A 19,529-nucleotide genomic window follows, 5' to 3' on the forward strand; every position below is an offset into this window, starting at 1 on the left:
CGGGATCCGGCCGGTGTGGGCTTAGTCGGCTTTGGCGACAGCCGGCAGCAAGCGGATGGCATCACGATTACTCCAGGAAAAGCAGCGTTCGGCGGCTTCCTGCCAGGGCAGCCAGCAGCAGGCGCGATGTTCGTCCGGGGCAATCGTAATATCGACCCTGTCCGGGAGTTGCAGGCCGAAAACATGTTCGTTGTTGCGCGTTACACCGGCAGGATAGCGATGGCGCCAGGCCGGGAAGATTTCGTAATCATTCTCGATGTGCCAGTCGGTCAGCGTGTACTGGCTGCTGTCAATGCCGGTTTCTTCAAGCACTTCACGATGCGCCGTTTCAGCCAGGCTTTCCGTGCCTTCCCGGCTGCCGGTGACCGATTGCCACAAATCCGGATGGGCTGCCCGCTCAAGCAGCAGGACATCCATGTTGCGGGTGTAGATGACGACGAGAACGGAGACGGGTTGTTTGGCTGGTTTGGCAATTTCCGGCCAGTTGGCGACTCCGGTTGCCGGATAATCGATCAGGATGGACAGGCCCAAGCCTTCCTCGCTGCGGCTGTCACTTGCTGCACGCAAGACATCAAGCAGGGTTTCCAGTTGTGCTGCTTTTGATTCGCCGAGGGCGCGCAAACCTTCGACAAGAATGACCGGGCTGCTACCTGGCTGCCAGTCCGGATCGCTCAGGCAGTCCATCAGTGCATCGAAGTTCGCGCCATACCAATCCGGAAATTGAAGCACCGTACCAATCCGTTCCAGGATGGCACCGATTTCAGTCATTCCCGAGACGTCGACCGTAAAAGTCGGATGGCTGGTGGTGTTTGGCGGTAACAGAAATACGCCGGATGGCAAGGCAGTGTTGTCCATGCTCATCTACTCCCGGATGCGCCGGAAGGACTTGTAGTGGTCTTCCGTGTAGTAATACTCGGGCTGCTTGCCGGCAACGATGCGCCGTGGCCCGCGATCCTTGCGTCCTGGCGTCTTCACGGTGTATTCCCGGTAATACCCACGGGGTTGCGCGGGCAGCAATTTCTCGAAATTATTGAAGACGATGCCGTCCCGCTTGTAGGGGAAAGGCCCATCCTGTTTGATCAGTGCCAGCGTTTCGCGCGCTTCCGGTGGCAGATCGGCAACGCCGATCCAGTCGCTGGAAGCCTTGCTGCCAAAAAAAGCAAAAGCGCTTCCGATCGCCAGGAAAAAAACGATCAGGAAGCGCTGCCATTGGCGCATGGCTTAGGCCTTTTCGCCTTTGGCTTGCTCGACTTCGACCTGGGTCTCGACCTTCTGGCGCAGACGAACGTGCAATTCGCGCAATTGTTTCTCGTCGACCGCAGAAGGTGCATCAGTCAGCAAACACTGGGCGCGCTGGGTCTTCGGGAAGGCGATCACGTCACGGATCGACTCGGCACCGGTCATCATCGTGACGATACGATCCAGGCCGAAGGCCAGGCCGCCGTGCGGCGGGGCACCGTACTTCAGCGCGTCGAGCAGGAAGCCGAACTTGGCCTGCTGTTCTTCCGGACCGATGTTGAGGGCCGAGAAGACCTTTTCCTGCACGTCGGAACGGTGGATACGCACCGAGCCGCCGCCCAGTTCCCAGCCGTTCAGCGCCAGGTCGTAGGCCTTGGCCAGGCACTTGCCCGGATCGGTCACCAGCAGGTCGAGATGCTCGTCCTTCGGGCTGGTGAAAGGGTGGTGGCAGGCGGTCCAGCGCTTGTTTTCGTCGTCGTATTCGAACATCGGGAAGTCGATGACCCACAGCGGCGCCCACTTGGCGCCGGTGACGAAGCCCTTTTCGTGGCCGATCTTGATGCGCAGTGCGCCGAGGGCGTCGTTGACCACCTTGGCCTTGTCGGCGCCGAAGAAGATCAGGTCGCCGGACTGGGCGCCGGTGCGCTCGATGACGGCGCGCAGCGAGGCTTCCGACAGGTTCTTGACGATGGGCGATTGCAGACCGGTTTCGTTGATCTGTGTGACGTCATTGACCTTGATATAGGCCAGACCACGGGCGCCGTAAATGCCGACGAATTGGGTATAAGCGTCGATTTCGCCACGGGTCAGCGTGGCGCCGCCCGGAATGCGCATGGCGGCGATACGGCCGCCTTCGCTGTTGGCAACGCCGGCGAAGACCTTGAAGGCGACATCCTTGAAGGCGTCGGTGACTTCGGTCAGTTCGAGCGTGACGCGCAGGTCCGGCTTGTCCGAGCCGAAGCGGTGCATGGCTTCGGCGTAGGTCATGCGCGGGAACTCCGGCAGATCGACGTTGATCGCTTCCTTGAACACGGTGCGGATCAGCTTTTCCATCAGCGCGGTGATTTCTGCCTCGCTCATGAACGAGGTTTCGATATCAACCTGGGTGAATTCCGGCTGACGGTCAGCGCGCAGGTCTTCATCGCGGAAGCACTTGACGATCTGGTAGTAACGGTCGAAACCGGCGACCATCAGCAGTTGCTTGAACAACTGCGGCGATTGCGGCAACGCAAAAAACTGACCGGGGTGAACGCGTGACGGCACCAAGTAGTCGCGAGCGCCTTCCGGGGTCGATTTGGTCAGCATTGGTGTTTCGATGTCGACAAAACCGGCATCGTCGAGGAAGCGGCGGAAAGCACGGGCCGTCTTGTAGCGCAGCATCAGGTTATTCTGCATCTGCGGGCGGCGCAGGTCGATGACGCGATGGGTCAGGCGGACGTTCTCGGAGAGGTTTTCCTCGTCGAGCTGGAACGGTGGCGTGACCGACGGATTCAGGACTTCGATTTCATGGCAAAGGATTTCGATTTCGCCGGAGGCCAAGTTGGCGTTGGTCGTGCCGGCCGGACGTGGGCGAACTTTGCCGGTGATCTTCAGACAGAACTCGTTGCGGACGGATTCAGCAATCTTGAAACTGTCGGCCCGGTCCGGGTCGCAAACGATTTGTGCCAGACCCTCACGGTCGCGCAGGTCAATGAAGATGACGCCGCCGTGGTCGCGACGACGGTGAGCCCAGCCACACAGGGTGACGATCTGCCCGTCGAGGGCGGCATTGAGTTGTCCGCAGTAATGAGTACGCATGAAACTTTCCGTAGGTTGCTTTTAAGTATGATGAACAATGTGAGGGCGTGGCGGCGGGGCCACGACACCCATCGAGATGATGTATTTGAGGGCTTCGTCCACCGTCATGTCGAGTTCAATGGCGTCGCTGGCCGGCAGCATCAGAAAGAAGCCCGAGGTTGGGTTGGGGGTGGTCGGTACGTAGACACTGACGTAGTTGCCTGTCAGGTGGTTCCGGATGTCGCCACCCGGCGTGCCGGTTAGGAAGGCGATGGTCCATGTGCCCTGGCGTGGATACTGGACCAGAAGTGCTTTGCGAAACGCATTGCCATTAGGGGCAAACAGTGTGTCGGAGACCTGTTTGACGGCTTTGTATACTGAATTGACGACTGGAATGCGAGAGAGCAGCTTGTCCCACCAGCCAACCAGTTTTTGGCCAATGAAATTGGTCGCCAGCAAGCCGGTGAGCAGGATCATTCCCAAGGTAAGCAGCGCACCTACGCCTGGGATCGAAAAGCCAAAAAGACTCCGCGGATGTAACACTTCCGGGAGTAGATGCAATGACTGGTCCAGCGCACTGACAATGACTGACAGAACCCAAGCGGTGATGACCAGCGGAACCCAGATCAGGAGCCCCGTGATGAAATAGCGTTTAATCAGTTGGCCACGCACGACGAACAACTTCCTTCCCCGGTTTGGCAGGGAGGTGGTGTGGCGGGCTTGCTGCCGCCCTTGAAATCTGTCGCATACCAGCCGCTACCTTTTAACTGGAAGCCTGCTGCTGACAACAGTTTGCTGTAGCTGTCCTTGCCGCAAGAAGGGCAGGTGGTGAGCACGGCATCGCTCATTTTCTGCAGGTGTTCCTTCTGAAAACCGCAGGAGTCGCAGCGATATTCGTAAATCGGCATGGGAATCCTCCAAAACCTTGAATTATAACCGAGAGAGTGAGCTAGCTATATCGGGCTGAAGTCACCGGATTTCAATAGATCAATCCAAGGTAGCTCTGCGTCAGTGTCTTTCCCCAGAATAGGGTGATCAGACCGGCTGCTGCAAGATAGGGACCGAATGGGATCGGCACGTTGCGTCCGTGGCGGGCAACAACAATCAGGGTGATGCCGACGGCGGCACCCACTATTGAAGAAAGCAGGATGATGGCCGGCAACATCTGCCAGCCCAGCCAGGCGCCCAGTGCTGCGAGCAACTTGAAGTCACCGTAGCCCATCCCTTCTTTTCCTGTTGCCAGCTTGAAAAGCCAGAACACGCTCCAAAGTGCCAGGTAGCCTGCCATGGCACCAATCACTGCGGTATGAAGGTCGGTGAAGGTGTTGTGGAGATTGAATGCCAAGCCCAGCCAAACCAGGGGAAGGGTGATGCTATCCGGTAGCAACTGGGTATCAAGGTCGATGAAAGTTAGCGCAATGAGTGCCCAGAGCAGCAACAGCGCACCTGCGCCCTGCATGTTGAGTCCGAAGTGCCAGATGGCAAAGGCCGAGAGGGCAGCCGTCAGAGCCTCTATCAGTGGATAGCGAGCCGAGATCGGTGTCTTGCAGGCTGAACATTTCCCTTTGAGTATCAGCAGATAACTGATTAGCGGGATGTTCTCCAAGGCGGTGATCCGATGGCCGCAGTTCGGGCAGCGTGAGCGTGGCTGTGCGAGGTTAAAGCTTTCTGCGGTGGACGTGGCTTCTCCCTGTATTTCTGCACATTGTGTCCGCCATTCCCGCTCCATCATCTTGGGCAGGCGATAAATGACAACATTCAGGAAGCTGCCGACGCACAGACCGAACAGTCCGGCGGTAATGGTGCCAAGCAGTGATTCTGCAAGCATTAGACCACCGCGCCAATCTTGAAAATTGGCAAGTACATGGCAACAACCATGCCACCGATCAGCGTACCGAGTACCACCATGATGAGCGGCTCCATCAGACTGGACATCGCGTCGACCGCATCATCCACTTCGGCTTCGAAGAAATCGGCAACTTTTGACAGCATGGAGTCAAGGGCGCCGGATTCCTCACCGATGGCGACCATCTGGGTCACCATGTTCGGAAAAATATTTGCATTCTGCATCGCAGCAGTCAGGCTGGTACCGCTGGAAACCTCGCTCTGGATTTGTCGGGTTGCCAGTTTGTATACGTGGTTACCTGCCGCTCCGCCGACAGAGTCCAGCGATTCAACCAGGGGAACGCCGGCAGCAAACATGGTAGCCAAGGTCCTGGTCCATCGTGCAATGACTGATTTTCGTACGATTTCACCAAAAATAGGCATGCGAAGCATTAGTCGGTCCATGACCATCTGCATTTTTTCGGAGCGTTTCCACGCCTCGAAAAAGCCGTAGATGCAGCCCCCGATCAAACCGAAAATGGCCCACCACCAAGCAACGAAGAAGTCCGAGATGCCCATGACGATTAGTGTGGGGGCCGGCAAGTCGGCACCGAAACTGGTAAACACCTCTTTGAACGCCGGTATGACGAAAATCATGATCACGGCAGTGATGATGAAGGCGACGACCAGAACGGCAATCGGGTAGAACAGTGCTGATTTGATTTTGCCCTTGATGGCCAGAATTTTTTCCTTGTAGGTTGCCAGTCGATCAAGGAGCGAGTCCAGAATCCCTGCCTGTTCTCCGGCGCTAACCAGATTGCAGAATAGGGTATCGAAATACAGGGGATATTTTTTGAAAGCTTGGGACAGTGAACTGCCTGTCTCGACTTCGGCTTTGATATCCAGAAGCAGTTTTCCAACGGCTGGATTGCTGTGACCGCGGCCTACAATGTCAAAAGACTGGAGCAACGGAACCCCCGCTTTCATCATGGTTGCCAATTGGCGGGTGAAAAGCGCGATGTCTTTGTCGGTGATTTTCTTGCCGCTGCCGATCCGCTGCTTCTTGATTTTTTGTGTGGAAATCCCCTGGCGCCGCAATGTGGAGCTTACGACGGTGGATGAGGCGGCACGAATCTCACCACGAACTGTCTTGCCTTCGCGGTTCGTCCCCTCCCACAGGAAGGTGAATTCCTTGACTTTACTTGCCTTGTCAGCGGTCGCCATTGAGATGGTCCTTCAGTTTATGCATTTGTTGTGCTCAAAACCTCGTCAAGCGAGGTGACGCCCTGTCTTACCTTGAGGAGGCCAGATTCGCGCAGATCCTTGACGCCTTCAGATTTTGCTTGCTGTGCCAAATCCAGTGCGGTTGCGCCACTCATGATCAGACGTTGCATGGCTTCGGATACCGGCATGACCTGATAGATGCCAACCCGTCCCTTGAAGCCGCTTCCCTTGCAGCGTTCGCAGCCGCCCGGGCCATACAGCGTCCAAGAGCCATCCAGGTCTTCCGGCTTGTATCCGGCATCAAGTAAGGTTTTTTCGGGCACAGTCATGGGCTGCTTGCAGTTACACAGGCGACGGGCCAGGCGTTGTGCGGTAATCAGCAAGATGCTTGAGGCGATGTTGAATGTCGGGACGCCCATGTTCATCAAGCGGGTTAGTGTCTGAGGGGCGTCGTTGGTGTGCAGCGTGGACAGCACCATATGGCCAGTCTGGGCTGCCTTGATGGCAATTTCGGCGGTTTCCAGATCACGAATTTCACCGACCATGATGATGTCCGGATCCTGACGGAGGAAGGCTTTTAATGCGACAGGAAAGGTTAATCCGGCCCGATCATCGATATTGACTTGATTGATGCCGGAGAGATTGATTTCTGCCGGGTCTTCTGCCGTTGCAATATTGACGCCGTCTTTGTTGAGAATATTAAGACAGGTGTAAAGCGATACCGTCTTGCCTGAACCGGTTGGTCCCGTCACTAGCACCATGCCGTATGGCCGGTTGATTGCATCCAGAAGGGCTTCTTTTTGTTCTGGTTCGTATCCTAGCGCTTCGATGCCCAGAGTGGCCGATGCGGGATCTAGGATGCGCAGTACGATTTTTTCTCCTTGCAGTGTCGGCAAGGTGCTGACCCGGAAATCGATGGCTCTGGTCTTGGAAAGTACCAGTTTCATGCGTCCATCTTGTGGTATGCGTTTTTCTGCAATATTCAGACGTGATATTACCTTGATGCGAGATGCTATTTTTTCCTTGATGGCAAGTGGCGGTGTCGCCACTTCGCGCAGGATTCCGTCTACGCGAAAGCGAATGCGATAGTACTTTTCATAAGGTTCGAAATGGATATCTGATGCACCATCGTTGATGGCGTCGAGCAGCATTTTTTGAATGAACTTGACGACGGGAGCATCGTCGATCTCCTGCCCCGCTGCTTCGTCGACTTTGGCCGCAGCCTCTTCGTCGAGAAAGTCCAGATTGAATTCGTCATCGGTGAGGTTCTTTAATGCGTCGGCGCTGGATTCCGAAAATTTCGCAACGAAGGGGGCGAGCTTTGGTAGCTCAACGACGATCGGGTCGACGGTAAGTCCAGTCTGGAATCGAATTTCATCCAGTGCCCGCAAATTGGTAGGGTCGGCGACGGCAACCGATAGCCGATTACCACGCTTGTTGAGTGGGATTACCTTGTGTGTCGCTATCAGTTTGCGGTCGATCGCATCCTGTGGAATCTGCGCATCATCAAATGCGGCGAGGTCAAGTAGCGGATAACCAAAAGTTTCTGCCGCAAAGCGGGCAATCTCTGTCGCCGTTGCTTTTTTGGCTAAAATGATCTGCTCGATCAATGGAAGTTTCGCGGCAAGTGCTTGCTGCGTCAATTCTTCGGCTTCTGCTTCTTTCAATCTGCCAGCTTGGACCAGGGCGCGCGCCAAGCCGCTAAGCGGAGAGTTTTGAGGGGTTGCTACCATCGAATTTGTGAATTTCCGTTGCCAAGAGTATCGCCCGATAATGCTACCGGGAAGTGGCTTTGTAAAGGTTGTCAGGGGTTTTGCCCGCAGTGGGCCGATAAAGGCGTGCGGTCACAACACTACGATCCTGGGTTTGCAGTATTTCTACGGCAACGTCATTCAGTTTGAGACTGACATCCGCCTCCGGAATATCCTGAAAGTGTTCAAGGATAAGGCCATTGAGCGTTTTTGGACCGGTAAGAGGAAAGTCGAGACCGAGCATGCGATTAAGATCCCGCAGTTGTCGGGAGCCTTCCACGACAATGCTTCCATCATCAAGCCACTCTAGGTCGGCATCAAGTCCGGGGATGGTTGTTGTAAAGTCGCCGACAATTTCTTCGATGATGTCTTCGAGTGTCAGCAAGCCAAGGATCTCACCATACTCGTCGACAACGAAGCCGATGCGCTGGCGGTTTTCCTGGAAAAAGGCCAGTTGGGAAAACACTGCGGTGCCGGCAGGAATGTAATAGGGCTGCTGCAGCGCGTCCACCAGTGACGCTTCGTTGAAGTTGGTGCTGCCGATTGCGGTCAGCAGACGGCGAACCGGGAGAACGCCGAGCAACTGGTCCAGTGAGCCACGGCAGACCGGTAGGCGACTGTGGTGACTGGTCATCAATTGGTTCAGGACTTCACTCCATTCCTGCTCAATATCCAGTATTTCAATGCTGCCGCGCGGTGTCATCATGTGCTCGACCGTGATTTCGTTCAGGTCGAAAAGGCTGTTAAGAATGGCTTGGTGTTTCTTTGGGATGACGTTGGATGATTCCAGGACGAGGCTGCGTAACTCTTCCGGGGAGAGGCGGGTGGATTCGGCAGACGGATGAAGAGACAAGCCAAGCATGCGCAGGATTGCCGCTGCAAAAAGGTTAACAAACCAGATGATGGGGTAGCAGAAGCGCAGGAGTGGCGTTAGGGCGTAGGCAATAATTGGTGCGATGCGGTCAGCGTAAGTGGCCCCAATGATCTTGGGCGTGATCTCGGAAAAAACCAGAATGGCGAAAGTTACGACCAGGGTGCTGGCACCCAGTGCCCATTTTTCATCGCCAAACAACTCCATGGCGATGACACTGACCAATGTTGCGGCTGCCGCATTGACCAGGTTGTTGCCAAGCAGGATGACCCCGAGCATCTTGTCTGTCTTATCCAGCAACGCAATGGCTTTTCTCGCCCCGGGAGAGCCACTTTGGGCTAGATGGCGAAGTCGGAAACGATTTGCTGCCATCATCGCCGTTTCGCTCATCGAAAAGAAGGCCGACATGGCGAGCAGGGCGATCAACACGCCCAGTTGAACGGAGATCGGAATATCGTTCACCTCAGAGTCGCCCGAGAATGATTTCGACGACAAAACGGCTGCCGAAATATGCCAGAATTAACAGCGCAAAACCCGCCAGTGTCAGACGCAAGGCGCGTTTCCCGCGCCAACCCCAAACGTGGCGGCCGATCAGCAGCGTAGCAAAAATGCACCACGAGGCAATGGCGAAAAAGACTTTATGATCCAGTGCCAGCGGTTTGCCAAAAATCCATTCGGAAAACAACAGGCCACTGCCAACGGCCAGTGAAAGAAGGATGAAGCCGAGCATCAGCATGCGGAACAACAGAGACTCCATTGCCATCAGTGATGGCAGGCTGGTCAGGCCACGCTTGATGAGTCGGCGATGCAGGGCGTTTTCGGTAAACCCCATGAAAATTGCGTGCAGGGCGGCCAAGGTGAGCAGGCTGTAGGCCAGCATGGCCGCAAGAAAGTGGAATTGGAAGCCTGTTGCATCGGCATTGGCGACCACGTGGTCTGCAGGGAAAAAGATGGGCAACAGCGCGCAAAGTGCGGCCAGTGGCAAAACCATCGGTTGCATGCCTTCCATGCGCGCCATGAAACTTTCCAGCCAGTAAATCAGTACGGCAAGCCACATCATCAATGATAGGGCGAGCCCAAAGGAAAAGTGCATGCCGTCCCGGGCCAAAAGCGCCGAGAACAAACCGTAAGCGTGAATTGCCAAGGCGCTGCCAATGGCCATTCGCTCCCAGGTTTTCATTGGGCAGGCAATGCATTGTTCATCGTGGTCACGCCAGCGGGTATTCCAGAAATGGAAACCGAGTGCCCCGTAAATCAGGGCGGCGAGGCTGTGAGGGAGAAGCTGAATTACAATGTCGACCATTCGCGAATTCTACTAGAAGCCTATCTGACATGCTCGACAACCTGACCACCCGCCTTGCCCGCGTCATGAAGACGCTGAAGGGCGAAGCCCGCCTGACAGAATCCAATATTGCCGATGCCTTGCGTGAAGTACGCATGGCCTTGCTGGAGGCCGATGTGGCCTTGCCTGTCGTCAAGGATTTCATTGCCGCAGTCAAGGAACAGGCGGTGGGCGAGGCCGTTATCGGTTCGCTTAGCCCTGGCCAGGCGCTGATTGGCGTTGTTCATGCCGAGCTGACCAAAATCATGGGCGATGCCCACGAAGGCATCAATTTCAATACCCAGCCGCCAGCCATTGTATTGATGGCCGGCCTGCAAGGTGCCGGGAAGACCACGACAGTCGGCAAGCTGGCCAAATTTCTCAAGGAAAGCCACAAGAAAAAGGTTTTGGTGGTGTCCTGTGACGTTTACCGTCCGGCGGCGATCGAGCAGTTGAAATCGGTGGCCGGGCAGGCCGGGGTTGATTTCTTCCCGTCGGCTGTCGGTGAAAAGCCCGAGGCGATTGCCGAGGCAGCGATCGATTGGGCCAAGCGTCACTACCATGATGTCTTGCTGGTCGATACCGCCGGTCGTCTTGCGGTCGACGAGGAAATGATGGCCGAAATCAAGCGTCTGCACGTAGCCATCAATCCGATCGAGACCTTGTTCGTGGTTGATGCGATGCTCGGTCAGGATGCGGTCAATACCGCCAAGGCCTTCAACGAGGCGTTGCCCTTGACCGGTGTGGTGCTGACCAAGCTGGACGGCGATGCGCGCGGCGGTGCGGCGTTGTCGGTTCGCCATGTAACGGGCAAGCCGATCAAGTTCGCCGGTGTGGGGGAAAAGCTCACCGGTCTGGAAGCCTTCCATCCGGAACGTATGGCGTCGCGGATTCTCGGTATGGGCGATGTGCTCTCGCTGATTGAGGAGGCACGCAAGGGGCTGGACGAGGAAAAGGCCGTCGCCTTCGCCAAGAAACTGAAGTCAGGCAAGGGTTTCGATCTTAGCGATTTCAAGGAGCAGATCGGTCAGATGCGCAACATGGGTGGTTTGAGTGCGCTGATGGACAAAATGCCGGCGCAGTTTGCCCAGGCTGCAGGTCAATTGCCTGCTGGGGCGGAAAACAAGATGATTGCCAGGGTTGAGGGCATCATCAATTCGATGACGCCAGCCGAACGCGCCAAGCCCGAGTTGATCAAAGCCAGCCGGAAGCGGCGTATTGCGATGGGGGCGGGCGTCCAGGTGCAGGAAGTCAATCGCCTGCTCAATCAGTTCGAACAAACGCAAAAAATGATGAAGCAATTTTCCAAGGGCGGCATCGGCAAGTTGATGCGTGGCATGAAGGGCATGATGCCTGGCATGGGCGGCTTGGGACGTTGAGTTGACGTTGATCGGGCGCGGTCAGTTGGCTGTTCGGGCCAGACTGGCCGTCGCTTCGTAGTGCCAGTGGTTGTGCCAGGCGGCACGGATCAGGTTGGGGTACTCCGCCTTGCCGAGGCTGCCGTTATAGCGCCCCAGGGCGCGGAAAAGATCACCCTTTTCGATATCCAGATAATGGCGCAGGATCGTGCAGCCATAACGCAGGTTGGTGCGCATGTCGAATAGCTTGTCTTCCGGTCGACCGATCACTTTGACCCAAAATGGCATGACCTGCATGTAGCCGCGGGCGCCCACTGACGAGACGGCGTATTTACGAAAGGCCGATTCGACTTGAATCAGGCCAAGCACCAGTTGTGGGTCCAGGCCGGCACGGGTGGCTTCGTAGTGAATGCTACGCAACAGGTCGATCCGGTAGTCACGATTCGGGATGCGTTTTTCCAGTCGGCGCGACATTTCGCTCAGCCAGTCTGCCGCTTCAAGTGATGACTTGAATGAACTGACCGCCGGGCGACTGTCCGATACCGCTTCATGCAATGCGGCGCGGACGCTGGCCGACATCGGTTCATACTGCTGCGCACCGGCAAATGCTGCCGATGCGCCGCATAACAGCAGTGCGGCAATTAGCTGCCGCACAGTTTTCCTTGCAGGAAGGTGAGTGCCTCTGCCTGGGCAAGCATGGTGGCCTCGCTGTCTGTCCGAGCCTTGTATTCGAACTGGCCGTCTTTCAGTCCGCGCTCACCGATCACGATGCGGTGCGGAATGCCGATCAATTCCATGTCGGCAAACATGACGCCCGGGCGTTCGTTGCGGTCGTCGAGCACGACATCGATGCCGGCTTTTTTCAGGCAGGCGTAAAACTCGTCTGCCGCGACTTTCACCGCTTCGCTCTTGTGGTAGCCCATTGGCACGATACAGACCGCAAACGGTGCGATCGCTGCCGGGAGAACGATACCGCGTTCATCGTGGCCTTGCTCAATGGCCGAACCGACTATGCGCGAAACGCCAATGCCGTAGCAACCCATTTCCATGATCTGGTTTTTGCCGTTTTCATCCAGATAGCAGCAATTCAGCGCTTCGGCATATTTCTGACGGAGCTGGAAAATGTGGCCCACTTCGATGCCGCGGCAAATCTCAAGTTTGCCCTTGCCATCCGGCGACGGATCGCCAGCGACCACGTTGCGGATGTCGAACACTTCGGGTTCCGGCAGGTCGCGACCGAAATTGACACCGGTCAGATGGAAGCCAGCCGTATTGGCGCCACAAATGAAGTCGCTCATCGCCGCGACGCTGCGGTCGGCAAAAACCGCAATTTTTTCGCGGTCGACCGCAACCGGACCGATAAATCCGGGAATGCAGCCGAGGTGCTCCTGGACTTCGCTTTCGCTGGCAAAGCGGAAGGCGCCCAGTGCGGCGATCTTGCTGGCCTTGATTTCATTGAGTTCGTGGTCGCCACGCAACAGGAGCAGGGCGAAAGTCTTGTTGTCTTCCTCTTCGCTCACCACGGCAATGGATTTGACGATTTTGCATAGGTCGACCGCAAGAAATGCAGCCACATCGGCGCAAGCCATCTTACCCGGCGTGGCGATCTTTTCCATGGCTTTGCCAGGTGCTGCGCGCTGCGTAGCCGGTGCCAGTGCTTCAGCCAGTTCGACGTTGGCGGCGTAGTCGGAGTCAGGACAGAAGGCGATGTCGTCTTCGCCGGAGTCGGCCAGTACGTGGAATTCATGGGAGCCGGTGCCGCCAATCGAGCCGGTGTCGGCGGCGACGGCGCGGAATTTCAGGCCAAGGCGCGTGAAGATCCGACTGTACGTTTCGTACATGTTGCCGTATTCACGTTTCAGGTCATCAAACGAGGCGTGGAAGGAATAGCCATCCTTCATCAGGAATTCACGACCACGCATGACGCCGAAGCGCGGACGGATTTCGTCGCGGAACTTGGTCTGTATCTGGTATAGATGGATCGGCAACTGGCGGTAGCTTTTCACGTCACGACGCACGACATCGGTGATCACTTCCTCGTGTGTCGGGCCAATGACGAATTCCCGCTGGTGACGGTCCTTGAAGCGCAGCAGTTCGGGGCCATACTGTTCCCAGCGACCGGATTCCTGCCAGAGTTCCGCGGGTTGCACGGCCGGCATCAACAGCTCCAAGGCGCCTGCGTCATTCATCTCTTCGCGGACGACGTTTTCAACCTTGCGTAGGACGCGCAGGCCGAGCGGCATCCAGGTGTAAATGCCTGCTGCGGCACGTTTGATATAGCCCGCGCGCAGCATCATTTTCTGGCTTATGACTTCCGCGTCGGCCGGGGCTTCCTTGAGGGTGGAGAAGAAAAACTGCGAGGTGCGCATGGGGTGCTCTTGAATTCGTGGCAAAAGGGCAATTTTACACGGAGCCTGTTCTTTGCCGCTTTTTTGCGTATCGACGTCCTTTGTGAAAGAATTGGGGTAACCCAATATTTTTAGCAGGATTTCTATGCTCGATCGCGAAGGCTTTCGCCCGAACGTCGGCATCATTCTTTGCAACGCCAAAAACGAGGTTTTCTGGGGCAAGCGCATACGTGAACATTCCTGGCAGTTTCCACAAGGTGGCATCAAGCGGGGCGAAACGCCCGAAGACGCGATGTACCGGGAACTGCACGAAGAGGTCGGGTTGCATCCCGAACACGTGCGCATCCTCGGTCGAACCAAGGGATGGCTGCGTTACGAAGTGCCGAATCAATGGATCAAGCGTGAATGGCGTGGTTCATATAGAGGCCAGAAACAAATCTGGTTTTTGCTCCGTCTTGTCGGGCGCGATAGTGATGTTTGTCTGCGAGCAACGTCTAAGCCGGAATTTGACGCGTGGCGTTGGAATGACTACTGGGTGCCACTCGATGCTGTCATCGAGTTCAAGCGCGGGGTGTATCAGCAAGCGTTGAATGAATTGGTGCGTTTTCTGGAGCATGATCGTCGTCAGGCAAAGCCTTTTCGGACTATCGACTCCGACGTTCATGATGATGAAGGTAAAGAAATTTGATGCGTTCGGTTATTTTTAAGGCGCTGTTATGCGCTTTTCTTTATGCGAGGGCGATGTTTTCGTTTGCCATTGATTTCGATGAGGCGTATGAAACCCGTCAATGGCAGGAGGTTGAGCACTCATTACCTGGTGCACCAAAGCAGGAGGCGATGCAGTCGTTTTACGTCAGCGCAACAAGTACTAATGTGTTTTCTATCGATCTCTCGTCGTTGACGGTCGGTCAGGATGGTGTTGTGCGTTATGTTCTTCTGGTGGATACGCCGGGCGGGGTGCGCAATATTACCTACGAGGGAATTCGCTGTGAAACTGCTGAGCGCCGAATATACGCTTCCGGTAGACGTGACGGGCGTTGGTCAAAATCACGTAACAATTCTTGGTCGCGCATTCGTGATATCCCGCCGAATCGGCACCATGCTGAGCTGTTTGTAGAGTACTTTTGCCCGGGGGGCTTCATTGTTTCCGGGGTGGCAGAGGCTGAGGATGCCTTGCGCAAGGGCGGTCATCAGTTGAACCGGCAATGGTAATTCCTGTGTCTATTGATCTGCTGATTTTGCAATTTGACCGAGCTTTGCAGACATTGGCTGCTCCTGCACGAAGTCGGCGTCCTGTTCCTGGTGCCAGCTTGCTTGAGTGTGAGCTAGATGCTGTTCAGCGTCGGCACGTCATTGGGTTGATGCGGGTTAATCATTGTGGCGAGGTTTGTGCCCAGGCTCTTTATCAAGGCCAGGCCCTCACCTCGCGTGACCGGGAGGTGCGTTGTGCCTTGCGCATTGCTGCGGATGAGGAAGTTGAACATCTGGCCTGGACAGAGCGGCGTATTGCTGAGCTTGGCGGGCGTACCAGTTTGTTGAATTTTGCCTGGTATTTTGGTTCGTTTACGCTTGGCGTGGCAGCTGGGGCCCTTGGGGATAAGTGGAATTTGGGGTTCCTTGCTGAAACAGAGCGCCAGGTAGAGGCGCACCTGGATGGGCATTTGCGGATTCTTCCAGTGGAAGATGTGCGATCTCGTGCGATCGTGGATCAAATGCGACTCGATGAGATTGGGCATGCAAAGATGGCCGTTCATTATGGTGCAGCAGAATTGCCACTGCCTGTGCGTTTTTCCATGCGGGCAGTGGCTAAGGTGATGACGGGTATTGCCTACCGTATCTGAAGCGTCGGTTCTTCAGTTTTCTTCAAGGATTTCAAATCCGAATGTGATTTCGGCTGTCTTGGCGATCATGATGGATGCTGAGCAGTATTTTTCCTTGGAAAGCTCAATGGCTCGGGAAACGGCTTCAGGCTTTAGTTTTTGTCCTTTGACGCGATAGTGGAAATGTATCTTGGTGAAGACCTTGGGGTCGCTTTCCGCGCGTTCGGCAGAAAGAGTGACGTCGCAGGCCGTAACTAATTGCCGGCCCTTTTTTAGAATCATTACTACATCAAATGCCGAGCATCCCCCGGTTCCGGCTAGCAACATTTCCATTGGGCGGGGGGCTAGATTGCGCCCGCCAGCTTCTGGTGCCCCATCCATTACAACGACGTGGCCGCTACCTGTCTCGGCTACGAATGACATGCCGGCATCGTTGCCCATCCATCTAACTGTGCAGTCCATTGTTATCTCTCCAGTGTGTGGAGAGGGATTCTAGCGGATTGGGGCGTTACTCGGCGTGTCGTATCGTTTGTTGCGATGCAGCATTTTTTTTGGGGGTGTTGTTGAGCTCGTTGATTGTCTGGGTTTATTAAATATATATTGGTTTATTGTTTATTGTTAAATTCTATATAAAACAAATAATTAGACTTGATAGTTTATGTTTATTTATGCATTCCGTAAAATATTGTGCGGCGCACAATGTTGGCTTGTTTTGGTTGCTTTTGTAGGGGATAATTCGAACCGTACGAACCGGTCTTGCTTTCTTAGTTGTCTTCTCGGTTCAAGTTTGTCTCCTCCACCCTCCTCCTTTGGTGTGGATTTAACGCGGCTCAGCGAGCCGCGTTTTTTTTGCCTGTGAGTGGTGTTAATTGTAATTTATGCATTGACATCTTTGGTGTGCGAGGGTAATATCCACGGCTTTCTCAAATCTGCGCCCAATTTTTCCAGGACGGCACACACATGAAAACGTTTTCCGCCAAGCCACATGAGGTGAAGCGCGAGTGGTTTGTGGTAGACGCCACAGACAAGGTGCTCGGCCGCCTCGCTACCGAAATTGCCCGCCGCCTCCGTGGCAAGCATAAGGCTATCTATACGCCGCACGTTGATACCGGCGATTTTATCGTCGTTACCAATGTCGATAAGATCACCGTGACCGGTAACAAGGCTGACGACAAGAAATATTATCGTCACACGGGTTACCCCGGTGGTATTAAAGAAACCAACTTCAAGAAGATGCAGCAGCGTTTTCCGGGGCGTGCCTTGGAAACTGCCGTTAAGGGGATGCTGCCGAAGGGGCCGTTGGGCTACGCTATGCTTAAGAAGCTTAAGTGCTACGCTGGCGACCAGCATCCTCACACCGCCCAGCAGCCGAAGGCTCTGGAAATTTAAGGGGTCATCATGGCTGAAAGTTATTTTTACGGTACCGGTCGTCGCAAAAGCGCCATTGCTCGTGTTTTCATGAAGCGTGGTTCAGGTGCTATCGTTGTAAATGGTAAGCCGGTTGATCAGTTCTTCTCCCGCGAAACTGGTCGTATGATTGTTCGCCAGCCTCTTGCGTTGGTTGAACAATTAAATTCCTTTGATATTAAAGTGAATGTCATTGGTGGCGGTGAGTCAGGCCAGGCAGGGGCTGTGCGTCATGGAATTACTCGTGCATTGCTCGAGTACGATGCAGGTTTGAAGCCTGCCTTGTCCAAAGCTGGTTTTGTTACTCGTGATGCTCGCGAAGTCGAACGTAAGAAAGTTGGTTTCCACAAAGCGCGTCGTCGGAAGCAATTCTCTAAGCGTTAACCTCTTTGAAAGCCAAAAGCCGCCTCTGGGCGGCTTTTTTTTGTTCACGAATTGGTGTTCTGATATGAGATATTGGTTCGCTTGAGGATTGTGCGCGTGCCCCTGTCTCTTGTGATTTTCTTTGTCTATTGCCTGTCTGGTGTCTGGGTGGAGAGTGTGCTACGGCAATTTATTTAGGTTTTTATCAGGGTTCGGGAGGTAAGGCTGCTTTGTTCTCCATGGTGATTTTATGTTCAAATCTGCGATAGCACCTCGCTTAAAGCGCTTTAATCGGCGTTTCGGGGTTTTGTCTCCTCGTGTTGTTGTTCGTGCGGAATTTCCTCGCAAGTTGTTTTTCTTTTTCTTTATATTTTTGCTTTTGGCTAATGCTTGGATTGTTTGGTTTTTTTGCTCTGGTGGACAGAGTGAAAGTAAACAGTTGGTGGCGTTAAGAGAGCAACTGTCTTCTCAGCAGTCTGAGTTGGATTTTCTTCGCTCGACGGTTGGGACAGGAAAAAATGAAGCAAGCATGGAAAGGGCGACTCAACAACAGTTGCTCGGGCGGCTTGGTGAGCTGGAGGCGGAAAATGCGGGGCTTAAGGAGGATATGCTGATCTTTGAGCGTCTAATTCCTGTCGTGGTCCAAAAGCCGATTGTTCGAGTTGAGAGTTTTAAGGTTGTTGGTGAAACTGCAACACGTTATCGCTATAGATTGCTTTTGGCATTCCAAGCATCTCAAGGTAGTGAGAAGTTTGAGGGGGTTTATCAGGTGATTGCGCGGTTTTCGCTCGCTGGTTCTTTGCAGCAAAAGATTTTCCCGGGGCCTGGTGGTGCTGTCTTGGAAATACGGCATTTTTTGCGACGTGAGGGGCTGATTGAAATTCCGTCGGGTGCGAAGCTTGTTGCGGTAGAGCTGCACCTTCTTCAAGATGGTAAACTCGTCAGTAAACAGGATGCCCGTTTGTAGTGTTTGCCTGACGTTCGAAATTAATGGAGGTTTGAAGTTGAAGGAGCGTGGATGTTTGGGAAAAAAAATGCCTCGGTAACTCAGGCCAAGATTGATAGTTTGATCGGTGCGGGTACTTTGATAGAAGGAAGGGTTTGTTTCAATGGTGGTTTGCGCATTGATGGTGAGGTGCGAGGAAGTGTAGAAGCTGTAACCGCCGCTTCGTCTTCAATGCTGGTGATTAGTGATCAAGCAAGTGTTGAAGGCGGGGTCTCTGTTGCTCATTTGATATTAAATGGGACAATAATCGGGCCGGTCCACGCAACGGGTTCGCTTGAGATGCAGTCTCGGGCGCGTATTGTTGGTGATGTAACCTACGCCGCAATTGAGATGCACCAAGGAGCGGTCATTGATGGGCGTTTAGTCTATCTGCAAGAGCAGGGGGTGGAACCAAATCCCTCGATAGAATGACTAAACAGTGGGTATCGCTGTTTTAATTTTTGAGTCAATATTCAGGAGTGTTTTATGAGCGCGGTTACAGAAATTATTGCCCCAATCGTCTTTACCGACAGTGCGGCTAATAAGGTAAAGGAATTAATTGAGGAAGAGGGTAATGGGGATCTTAAATTGCGCGTTTTTGTTACCGGGGGGGGGTGTTCTGGTTTTCAGTATGGTTTTACCTTTGACGAAGAGGTTGCTGATGATGACACCACAATGGAGAAAAATGGCGTGAAATTACTCATTGATCCAATGAGCTACCAGTATTTGGTGGGGGCTGAGATTGACTACACCGAAGGTTTGGAGGGGTCTCAGTTTGTTATTCGCAATCCAAATGCAACGTCCACGTGCGGGTGTGGCTCGTCGTTTTCTGCGTGATGAGTCGCCCAGGGTTCCCTGGAAACTGGTTGATTTAAGTCAGGCTGCAGTGGCGGCCTGATTGGCAAGTTGCCGTAGCAGGCTGCCTCAGCCTCTATCCACGTCTCGATCAACAAGCTTTGTCAGTGGTTCGAGGTGCCGCGCAGGACCTTTACTATCGGCTGGTCAAGGCAGCGCCAAAGGTACAGGACCGCTTGGTGACACCGACCAAAACGATGATTGAAGAGAATCCCTCGTTCGGTTACCTGATAGTGGCGCATCTGTTAACGATGAACAAAAACACCGTGTGAGGTGCCCCCGGTTTTAGTGCCAAGGGCGTTTTAGTAAAAGTCCTTAGGTTGCACCATTAAAGACATTCTTCGGTGACCGGTTGGGCGGAGGTGTTTGCCCTGTGTTCGGCCGCGA

General features: G+C 54.4%; 22 protein-coding genes. 9 read left to right on the forward strand and 13 right to left on the reverse strand.

All coding sequences use genetic code 11. The features are described from left to right. Nucleotides 1-21: 21 nt before the first annotated feature. From nudB to RCI20_RS11105, 10 genes are all read right to left on the reverse strand, one after another. Nucleotides 22-855, reverse strand: a complete 834-nt coding sequence (gene nudB / locus RCI20_RS11060; protein WP_306605431.1) for a dihydroneopterin triphosphate diphosphatase — start codon at nucleotides 853-855, stop codon at nucleotides 22-24. Nucleotides 856-861: 6 nt separating this feature from the next. Further along, the gene (locus RCI20_RS11065; protein WP_306605433.1) at nucleotides 862-1,218 is read right to left on the reverse strand and encodes a ribonuclease domain-containing protein; all 357 of its coding nucleotides are present in this window, start codon (nucleotides 1,216-1,218) and stop codon (nucleotides 862-864) included. Between the two features lie 3 nt (nucleotides 1,219-1,221). Continuing rightward, nucleotides 1,222-3,036: an aspartate--tRNA ligase gene (aspS, locus tag RCI20_RS11070; protein WP_306605435.1), complete on the reverse strand. Its 1,815-nt coding sequence runs from the start codon at nucleotides 3,034-3,036 to the stop codon at nucleotides 1,222-1,224. A gap of 21 nt (nucleotides 3,037-3,057) precedes the next feature. Next, the gene (locus tag RCI20_RS11075) at nucleotides 3,058-3,672 is read right to left on the reverse strand and encodes a DUF502 domain-containing protein (RefSeq protein WP_306605482.1); all 615 of its coding nucleotides are present in this window, start codon (nucleotides 3,670-3,672) and stop codon (nucleotides 3,058-3,060) included. Beyond that, nucleotides 3,672-3,923 (reverse strand): zinc ribbon domain-containing protein, encoded by a 252-nt coding sequence (locus RCI20_RS11080; protein ID WP_306605437.1) that lies wholly within the window; start codon nucleotides 3,921-3,923, stop codon nucleotides 3,672-3,674. The genes RCI20_RS11075 and RCI20_RS11080 overlap by 1 nt, the downstream gene beginning before the upstream one ends. A 71-nt stretch (nucleotides 3,924-3,994) precedes the next feature. Then, entirely contained in the window at nucleotides 3,995-4,843 is an 849-nt protein-coding gene (locus RCI20_RS11085) for an A24 family peptidase (RefSeq protein WP_306605439.1), read from the reverse strand. Continuing rightward, nucleotides 4,843-6,063: a type II secretion system F family protein gene (locus tag RCI20_RS11090; RefSeq protein ID WP_306605441.1), complete on the reverse strand. Its 1,221-nt coding sequence runs from the start codon at nucleotides 6,061-6,063 to the stop codon at nucleotides 4,843-4,845. Before RCI20_RS11090 ends, RCI20_RS11085 begins: the two co-directional genes overlap by 1 nt. Before the next feature lie 17 nt (nucleotides 6,064-6,080). Beyond that, nucleotides 6,081-7,796, reverse strand: coding sequence for a type IV-A pilus assembly ATPase PilB (gene pilB, locus RCI20_RS11095; protein ID WP_306605443.1), 1,716 nt, complete (start codon nucleotides 7,794-7,796; stop codon nucleotides 6,081-6,083). 43 nt (nucleotides 7,797-7,839) lie between these two features. Continuing rightward, nucleotides 7,840-9,147 carry an HlyC/CorC family transporter gene (locus tag RCI20_RS11100; protein WP_306605445.1) on the reverse strand — a complete coding sequence of 436 codons (1,308 nt, stop codon included), beginning with the start codon at nucleotides 9,145-9,147 and terminating at the stop codon, nucleotides 7,840-7,842. Between the two features lies 1 nt (nucleotide 9,148). Beyond that, nucleotides 9,149-9,988: an inner membrane protein YpjD gene (locus tag RCI20_RS11105; protein ID WP_306605447.1), complete on the reverse strand. Its 840-nt coding sequence runs from the start codon at nucleotides 9,986-9,988 to the stop codon at nucleotides 9,149-9,151. Between the two features lie 29 nt (nucleotides 9,989-10,017). Between RCI20_RS11105 and ffh the strand changes: the two genes are divergently transcribed. Continuing rightward, nucleotides 10,018-11,385, forward strand: a complete 1,368-nt coding sequence (ffh, locus tag RCI20_RS11110; RefSeq protein ID WP_306605449.1) for a signal recognition particle protein — start codon at nucleotides 10,018-10,020, stop codon at nucleotides 11,383-11,385. Nucleotides 11,386-11,406: 21 nt separating this feature from the next. Here ffh and RCI20_RS11115 read toward each other — a convergent pair whose 3' ends face one another. Then, nucleotides 11,407-12,018: a lytic transglycosylase domain-containing protein gene (locus RCI20_RS11115; RefSeq protein ID WP_306605451.1), complete on the reverse strand. Its 612-nt coding sequence runs from the start codon at nucleotides 12,016-12,018 to the stop codon at nucleotides 11,407-11,409. After that, complete coding sequence (locus tag RCI20_RS11120) at nucleotides 12,006-13,733, reverse strand: proline--tRNA ligase (RefSeq protein ID WP_306605453.1); 1,728 nt, start codon at nucleotides 13,731-13,733, stop codon at nucleotides 12,006-12,008. Before RCI20_RS11120 ends, RCI20_RS11115 begins: the two co-directional genes overlap by 13 nt. Nucleotides 13,734-13,857: 124 nt before the next feature. On the opposite strand from RCI20_RS11120, the gene RCI20_RS11125 reads away from it, so the two are divergent. The 3 genes from RCI20_RS11125 to coq7 are packed head-to-tail and all read left to right on the forward strand — an operon-like array spanning nucleotide 13,858 to nucleotide 15,553. Further along, a complete protein-coding gene (locus tag RCI20_RS11125; protein ID WP_306605455.1) occupies nucleotides 13,858-14,400 on the forward strand; it encodes an RNA pyrophosphohydrolase in 543 nt (180 codons plus the stop codon). Next, entirely contained in the window at nucleotides 14,400-14,924 is a 525-nt protein-coding gene (locus RCI20_RS11130) for a CNP1-like family protein (protein ID WP_306605457.1), read from the forward strand. Before RCI20_RS11125 ends, RCI20_RS11130 begins: the two co-directional genes overlap by 1 nt. After that, on the forward strand, nucleotides 14,918-15,553 hold the full coding sequence (gene coq7, locus RCI20_RS11135) for a 2-polyprenyl-3-methyl-6-methoxy-1,4-benzoquinone monooxygenase (RefSeq protein ID WP_306605459.1): 636 nt from the start codon (nucleotides 14,918-14,920) through the stop codon (nucleotides 15,551-15,553). The genes RCI20_RS11130 and coq7 overlap by 7 nt, the downstream gene beginning before the upstream one ends. Nucleotides 15,554-15,565: 12 nt before the next feature. Here coq7 and RCI20_RS11140 read toward each other — a convergent pair whose 3' ends face one another. After that, nucleotides 15,566-15,994 (reverse strand): OsmC family protein, encoded by a 429-nt coding sequence (locus tag RCI20_RS11140; RefSeq protein WP_306605461.1) that lies wholly within the window; start codon nucleotides 15,992-15,994, stop codon nucleotides 15,566-15,568. A 498-nt stretch (nucleotides 15,995-16,492) separates the two neighbouring features. On the opposite strand from RCI20_RS11140, the gene rplM reads away from it, so the two are divergent. The 5 genes from rplM (at nucleotide 16,493) to erpA (ending at nucleotide 19,124) form a co-directional block, all read left to right on the forward strand. Then, on the forward strand, nucleotides 16,493-16,921 hold the full coding sequence (rplM, locus tag RCI20_RS11145; protein WP_076095336.1) for a 50S ribosomal protein L13: 429 nt from the start codon (nucleotides 16,493-16,495) through the stop codon (nucleotides 16,919-16,921). A gap of 9 nt (nucleotides 16,922-16,930) precedes the next feature. Continuing rightward, on the forward strand, nucleotides 16,931-17,323 hold the full coding sequence (rpsI, locus tag RCI20_RS11150) for a 30S ribosomal protein S9 (RefSeq protein ID WP_306605464.1): 393 nt from the start codon (nucleotides 16,931-16,933) through the stop codon (nucleotides 17,321-17,323). 229 nt (nucleotides 17,324-17,552) lie between these two features. Continuing rightward, the gene (locus RCI20_RS11155) at nucleotides 17,553-18,269 is read left to right on the forward strand and encodes a DUF6776 family protein (RefSeq protein WP_306605466.1); all 717 of its coding nucleotides are present in this window, start codon (nucleotides 17,553-17,555) and stop codon (nucleotides 18,267-18,269) included. 51 nt (nucleotides 18,270-18,320) lie between these two features. After that, nucleotides 18,321-18,719, forward strand: a complete 399-nt coding sequence (locus RCI20_RS11160; RefSeq protein WP_306605468.1) for a polymer-forming cytoskeletal protein — start codon at nucleotides 18,321-18,323, stop codon at nucleotides 18,717-18,719. Nucleotides 18,720-18,773: 54 nt separating this feature from the next. Continuing rightward, nucleotides 18,774-19,124: an iron-sulfur cluster insertion protein ErpA gene (gene erpA, locus RCI20_RS11165; RefSeq protein ID WP_306605470.1), complete on the forward strand. Its 351-nt coding sequence runs from the start codon at nucleotides 18,774-18,776 to the stop codon at nucleotides 19,122-19,124. The last annotated feature ends 405 nt before the right edge of the window (nucleotides 19,125-19,529 follow it).

Source organism: Azonexus sp. (assembly GCF_030824335.1).
Classification (GTDB): Bacteria; Pseudomonadota; Gammaproteobacteria; order Burkholderiales; family Rhodocyclaceae; genus Azonexus.